Origin of the sequence: Pantoea sp. UBA5923 (assembly GCF_002431095.1) — a bacterium.
GTDB lineage: Bacteria > Pseudomonadota > Gammaproteobacteria > Enterobacterales > Enterobacteriaceae > Pantoea > Pantoea piersonii.
In genome coordinates, this window is sequence record NZ_DJDN01000001.1 from 494 (window position 1) to 2,766 (window position 2,273).

The 2,273-nt window shown below is 57.5% G+C and carries 2 protein-coding genes; both read left to right on the forward strand.

The window, feature by feature from the left end; genetic code table 11:
* The first annotated feature begins 427 nt into the window (after window positions 1–427).
* Window positions 428–1,222 carry a type I methionyl aminopeptidase gene (gene map / locus B3797_RS00010; protein ID WP_269949466.1) on the forward strand — a complete coding sequence of 265 codons (795 nt, stop codon included), beginning with the start codon at window positions 428–430 and terminating at the stop codon, window positions 1,220–1,222.
* A gap of 67 nt (window positions 1,223–1,289) precedes the next feature.
* The coding region (locus B3797_RS00015; RefSeq protein WP_311790028.1) for a nucleotidyltransferase domain-containing protein at window positions 1,290–2,273 on the forward strand (984 nt) is incomplete at its 3' end.

The window sequence follows — 2,273 nt, forward strand, 5'->3', positions numbered from 1 at the left end:
TGACCGAAGTGAACACCAGCCTTGAGCATGTCGCGCATGGAAACAGTTGCCATGATTACCTCTAAATTTAGATTGGGGTTGGGCCTCCATGTATCCCATGCGACCGACCTCTTTCGAAGCACCCCGGCGCATGTGTCGATACATGTGTGTTTTAGTACACATAATGAGATTGTTGCTAACGGCGGCGGATGAGCACACTGGCTCTCATTTCGCTCACACATTATGCAATTCGCGCTTCCTGCCGGCCATTACGCACCTGACAGAGAATCGTCGGCGCGCTTTATACCACAACCACGCTGCTGAAGCCAGAATTTGTTCAGTGCGGGGCCGCGCGACGCGAACTGTTTGGCTGCCTTGTTTTCGGCTGCTAACATGACAGCACATCGTTCATTATTGCTGAAATTTTCGGCAACTGCGGATTAATTTAATGGCAATTTCAATTAAAACCCCTGAAGAAATCGAAAAAATGCGCGTCGCGGGCCGTCTGGCCGCCGAGGTGCTGGAGATGATCGCACCGCACGTCAAACCGGGCGTTTCTACCGGCGAACTGGACCGCATCTGTCACGATTACATTACTAACGAGCAGCACGCCATCTCCGCCTGCCTCGGCTACCACGGCTTCCCGAAATCGGTCTGCATCTCGGTCAACGAGGTGGTGTGTCACGGCATTCCCAGCGACGATCGTCTGCTGAAGGATGGCGACATCATCAATATCGACGTTACCGTTATCAAAGATGAGTACCACGGCGACACCTCGAAGATGTTTATCGTCGGCAAGCCGACCATCCAGGGCGAGCGTCTGTGCCATATCACCCAGCAGAGCCTCTATCTGGCGCTGCGCCTGGTGAAGCCAGGCATCCGCCTGCGCGAGCTGGGACGCGCGATTCAGAAATATGTCGAATCCCACGACTTCTCAGTGGTGCGCGAATACTGCGGCCACGGCATCGGCAAAGGCTTCCATGAAGAGCCGCAGGTGCTGCACTACGACGCGGATGACGGCGGCGTGGTGCTGCAGGCGGGCATGACCTTTACCGTCGAGCCGATGGTCAACGCTGGCGACTACCGCATCCGCACCATGAAAGATGGCTGGACGGTAAAAACTAAAGATCGCAGCTTGTCCGCGCAGTACGAGCATACTATTGTGGTGACCGATAACGGCTGTGAAATCCTGACCCTGCGTAGCGACGACACCATCGACGCGGTGCTGGTCAACGAAGGGTAAACGTCCCCCACTGATAAAAAGCCGGCCCTGTGCCGGTTTTTTTATGGCTCAAGAAGAGAGAAGCGGTATGAGCGCGATCCTGACGGATGAGGTCATTGACGGCCTGAAAGATTCCCCGGCGCACTGGGATGATGCGCAGTTAACCCGCGACGTCCTGAAGCAGAAGCTGGAAACCTTTAATGCCTTTCTCTCCACGGCGTTCGACGCCGGCGAATCGGTTGAGGCCCTGATCGATGCGCGCACGCTGTTTATCGACCGCCTGCTGCGTCGCCTGTGGCGCTTTTACGGCTTCGACGCCCTGCCTGCTATCGCGCTGGTCGCGGTCGGCGGCTACGGTCGCGGCGAACTGCATCCGCTTTCCGACGTCGATATTCTGATCCTCAGCCGCGAGCCGCTCGACGATTCGAGCGCGCAGCAAACCAGCGAACTGCTGACGCTGATGTGGGATCTCAAGCTGGAGGTAGGCCACAGCGTGCGCACGCTGGAGGAGTGTCTGCTGGAGGGGTTAGCCGACCTGACCGTCGCCACCAACCTTATCGAGTCACGCATGCTGACCGGTGACGTCGCCCTGTTTCTGGAGATGCAGAAGAATATCTTCAGCGAAGGCTTCTGGCCGTCGGCGACCTTTTACGCTGCCAAGATCGAAGAGCAGCAGGCGCGCCACCAGCGTTATCACGGCACCAGCTACAACCTTGAGCCCGATATTAAAAGCAGCCCAGGCGGCCTGCGCGATATCCATACGCTGGAGTGGGTGGCGCGCCGCCACTTCGGCGCCACCACGCTGGATGAAATGGTAGGGTTCGGCTTTCTTACCGAAGCCGAGCGCATCGAGCTTAACGAGTGTCAGGCGTTTCTCTGGCGCATCCGCTTTGCCCTGCATCTGACGTTGACGCGCTACGACAACCGGCTGCTGTTCGATCGCCAGCTTAACGTCGCGCAGCGCCTTAACTATCAGGGCGAAGGCAACGAGCCGGTCGAGCGAATGATGAAGGATTTCTTCCGCGTCACGCGCCGCATCGGCGAGCTTAACCAGATGCTGCTGCAGCTGTTC